The 3,364-nt window shown below is 61.6% G+C and carries 4 protein-coding genes; 3 read left to right on the forward strand and 1 reads right to left on the reverse strand.

The genetic code is table 11. From position 1 onward, the window contains the following. The first annotated feature begins 64 nt into the window (after positions 1–64). Both ACP7BV_RS26745 and ACP7BV_RS26750 read left to right on the forward strand, forming a co-directional pair. The gene (locus ACP7BV_RS26745) at positions 65–235 is read left to right on the forward strand and encodes an HNH endonuclease (protein WP_426107935.1); all 171 of its coding nucleotides are present in this window, start codon (positions 65–67) and stop codon (positions 233–235) included. Positions 236–237: 2 nt separating this feature from the next. Beyond that, positions 238–621 carry a DUF7668 domain-containing protein gene (locus ACP7BV_RS26750; protein ID WP_426107932.1) on the forward strand — a complete coding sequence of 128 codons (384 nt, stop codon included), beginning with the start codon at positions 238–240 and terminating at the stop codon, positions 619–621. Positions 622–787: 166 nt separating this feature from the next. Here the strand turns inward: ACP7BV_RS26750 and ACP7BV_RS26755 are convergent, their stop codons facing one another. Continuing rightward, positions 788–1,189 carry a helix-turn-helix domain-containing protein gene (locus ACP7BV_RS26755; protein WP_426107933.1) on the reverse strand — a complete coding sequence of 134 codons (402 nt, stop codon included), beginning with the start codon at positions 1,187–1,189 and terminating at the stop codon, positions 788–790. A gap of 115 nt (positions 1,190–1,304) precedes the next feature. Here ACP7BV_RS26755 and ACP7BV_RS26760 point away from each other — a divergent pair. Next, the coding region (locus tag ACP7BV_RS26760) for a CHC2 zinc finger domain-containing protein (RefSeq protein ID WP_426107934.1) at positions 1,305–3,364 on the forward strand (2,060 nt) is incomplete at its 3' end.

Below are 3,364 nucleotides of genomic sequence, written 5' to 3' on the forward strand. Positions count from 1 at the left end.
TGCCATGCCAGCATGATGAACGCGATCACAATTGTTTACAACTAATTTCTGCCGGTCATAGGGGCTGAACAGTCACGATCATAAATGCGGAAACGGTTGCGGTGCGGACATCGATAAGTCAAACTCAAGTGGCCATCATTCCGAGACACGTCATGCTGATGGTGGAACCACAACAACTGATAACCATTCAGAAGTCTGCAAAGACTGCCATAAGGAACTTCATGATGGAAAGTAAATATGAATGAAATTGTGCCTGTTTTGAAAGACGAGTTTAACCAAAGTCCGATTCCAACCGAATGGAGGCGCGCATTAACTGAGATAGTAGAGGGATTAAAAAATGGTGATTTCGATCTTGTCCGACGCGTCGATGGAGTTCGCCCAATTTCGACAGAAGATGAAATTAGAATTGCCCGCAACATCAACCGCTATGGCGCTCGATTGACCAGCCTGCCAGAAGCCACGTGGCATACTTCAGTGTGTCAGTGGATGATTGGATATTGGGACGCCTTGGTTGACCTTTACACCGAGCAGGAAGGAGCGAGCGACTTAGTTTTGGAGGTGCGTGTTTATGAAGAGAGTGTTGGTTTTGCTTACGAAATTCTTTCCGTGCATGTGCCCTAAGTGATTGGCGATGGTGTCAGGTTCGGATGTGAGCGGCAGAGGGTGAAAGCCGACATTTGGGCACTAGCTGATCGGTAGGATTGCCTTCTTTTAATACAAAAAAAGCCACTCCCTCCGGTGCCCCGGATGCGAGTGGCTTTCTTCTTTAGCGGCTTAGGAAATGCGTCTATGTGTTGGCCTGGGCCAGCACCGTTTCCAGCATCTCCATCACGAATTTTTGTTTCTGCTTGGGCAGCTCGCCGATGCGCTCGATGCTGCGCTCGAGCTGCGACATCGGCCCGCGCTTGCCGCGGCCGGCGCGGCTTGATTCCCCGAACAATTCCTCCATCGGCACCTGCATCAAACGCGCCACCACCGGCAGCGCCGACACCGGTATGCGCCGGCGCCCGACCTCGTAGGCCTGCACGGTCTGCTGCGACACGCCCAGCGCCTCGGCCAGCTGCACCTGGGTGATGGCGTGCGTCTTGCGCAGGTTGGCGATGCGTTCGCCCAATGCGATAAAAAAGTCACGCTCTTCGGTGCTGATGGTCATGGCGGCTGTCGTCAGTTCATGGGATGGGACAGCCATACGATAACCCCTGTTTTACAAAATGAAGTTGAGTATACTACGAATCGTAGTATACTCGCCGCGAGTTATTTTTACGTTTACCCCCTTGACAGGGTTTGGAGCAAAAGGCGAATCCATGGCACGCATCCCGGATCAAGAGATCGAGCGGCTAAAGCAGGACGTATCGGTGCAGCAGCTGGCCGAAGCACGCGGCATCGAGCTGAAAGGCCAGGGCGGTAACCTGCTGGGCCGCTGCCCGTTCCACGCCGACAAGACGCCGTCGCTGGTGATCACGCCCGACAAGAACCTGTGGCATTGCCTGGGCGCGTGCCAGGCCGGCGGCGGCCCGATCGACTGGGTGATGCGGGCGAACGGCGTCTCGTTCCGCCACGCGGTCGAGCTGCTGCGCGCCGATCCTGATTTAGCCGCCGGGGTTGGCGGGTCGGTCAAGGGATCGCACTCGCGCAAGCTGGCGCCGCCGGTCGAACCCACGGCCGGCGGCGGCGAGCTGCTGAACCAGGTCGTCGACTTCTATCACCAGACCTTGCTCGAATCGCCCGAGGCGCTGGCCTACCTGGCCAAGCGCGGTTTGACGGATACGGAAATGATCGCGCGCTTCAGACTCGGCTACGCCAACCGCACGCTGGGCTACCGCTTGCCGGCGAAGCGCGCGCAAGACGCTGCGGGCCTCAAGAGCCGATTGCGCGAGATCGGCATCCTGCGCGAATCGGGCCACGAGCACTTCAACGGTTCCATCGTGGTGCCGGTGATCGACGGTGATGGCAATGTGACGGAGGTGTACGGCCGCAAGCTGCGCGACGACCTGCGCGGTGACACACCGCGGCACCTGTACCTGCCCGGCCCGCACAAGGGCGTCTGGAACGCGCAGGTGCTGGGCGGCTGCGACGAGATCATCCTGTGCGAGGCGCTGATCGACGCGCTGGCGTTCTGGCAAGCGGGCTTTCACAACGTGACGGCCAGCTACGGCGTGGCCGGTTTTACGCCCGACCACCTGGCCGCGTTTGCGCGTAACGGCGTCAAGCGCGTGCTGATTGCCTACGACCGCGACGAGGCCGGCGACAAGGCCGCGTGCGCGCTGGCCGAACAGCTGCTTGCCGCCGGCATCGACTGCTGCCGCGTCGAGTTCCCGAAAGGGATGGACGCGGCCGACTACGCGCTGAAGGTTACGCCGGCATCGAAGAGCCTGGGCATCCTGGTGCGCAAGGCGGCGTGGATGGGGAAAGGTACGGCGCCGCAGGCGCCGGGCCAGCACGCCGCAGCGGTGGAATGCGAGACGCCCGCGCCGGCGTTGGAAACCGCGCCTGTTCCTGCCTTAGCCGCTTCAACGGTGGCTGCGCCTGCGTCCTCGACCACCGCCGCCGACGGCAAGGCCGACGAAGTCGTGTTCACGTTCGCCGAGCGGCGCTACCGCGTGCGCGGCCTGCCGAAAAACCTGTCGCCGGAGACCCTGAAAATCAATCTGCTGGTGGCCGCTGGCGAGCGCTTCCACGTCGATACGCTGGACCTGTACAGCGCCAAGGGCCGCGGCCACTATCTGCAGCAGGCTGCCAAGGAGTTGGGCGTGCGCGACGACGTGATCAAGCATGACCTGGGCCGCATCCTGCTGAAACTCGAAGCGCTGCAGGACGAGCGCATCAAGGCCGCGACCACGGCGGCGCCTGCCGTGCCGGCGATGAGCGAAGCCGAGCGCGAGGCTGCCCTGGCGATGCTGCGCGCGCCTGGCCTGCTGGAGCGGATCGTGGCCGACTTCGACGCCTGCGGTCTGGTGGGCGAGCGGACCAACAAACTGGTGGGCTACCTGGCGGCGGTCAGCCGCAAGCTGGACCGGCCGCTGGCGATCGTGGTGCAGTCCTCGTCGGCGGCCGGCAAGTCCAGCCTGATGGATGCGGTGCTGGCGATGATGCCGCAGGAGGAGCGCATCAAGTACAGTGCCATGACCGGCCAGAGCCTGTTCTACATGGGCGAGACGAACCTGCAGCACAAGATCCTGGCCATCGTCGAGGAGGAAGGCGCGAGCCGCGCCAGCTACGCGTTGAAGCTGCTGCAAAGCGAAGGTGAGCTGACCATCGCCTCGACCGGCAAGGACGCCAACAGCGGCAACCTGATCACGCAGGAGTACCGGGTGACGGGGCCGGTGATGATCTTCCTGACGACCACCGCCATCGAGATTGATGA

This window comes from Massilia sp. TSP1-1-2 (genome assembly GCF_049896185.1).
In the GTDB taxonomy this organism is placed as follows: Bacteria; Pseudomonadota; Gammaproteobacteria; order Burkholderiales; family Burkholderiaceae_D; genus Telluria_A.

Coding starts and splice junctions, on each gene's coding strand:
- ACP7BV_RS26750 (WP_426107932.1), top strand. CDS start 238: ATGAATGAAATTGTGCCTGTTTTGAAAGACGAGTTTAACCAAAGTCCG.
- ACP7BV_RS26755 (WP_426107933.1), bottom strand. CDS start 1,189: ATGGCTGTCCCATCCCATGAACTGACGACAGCCGCCATGACCATCAGC.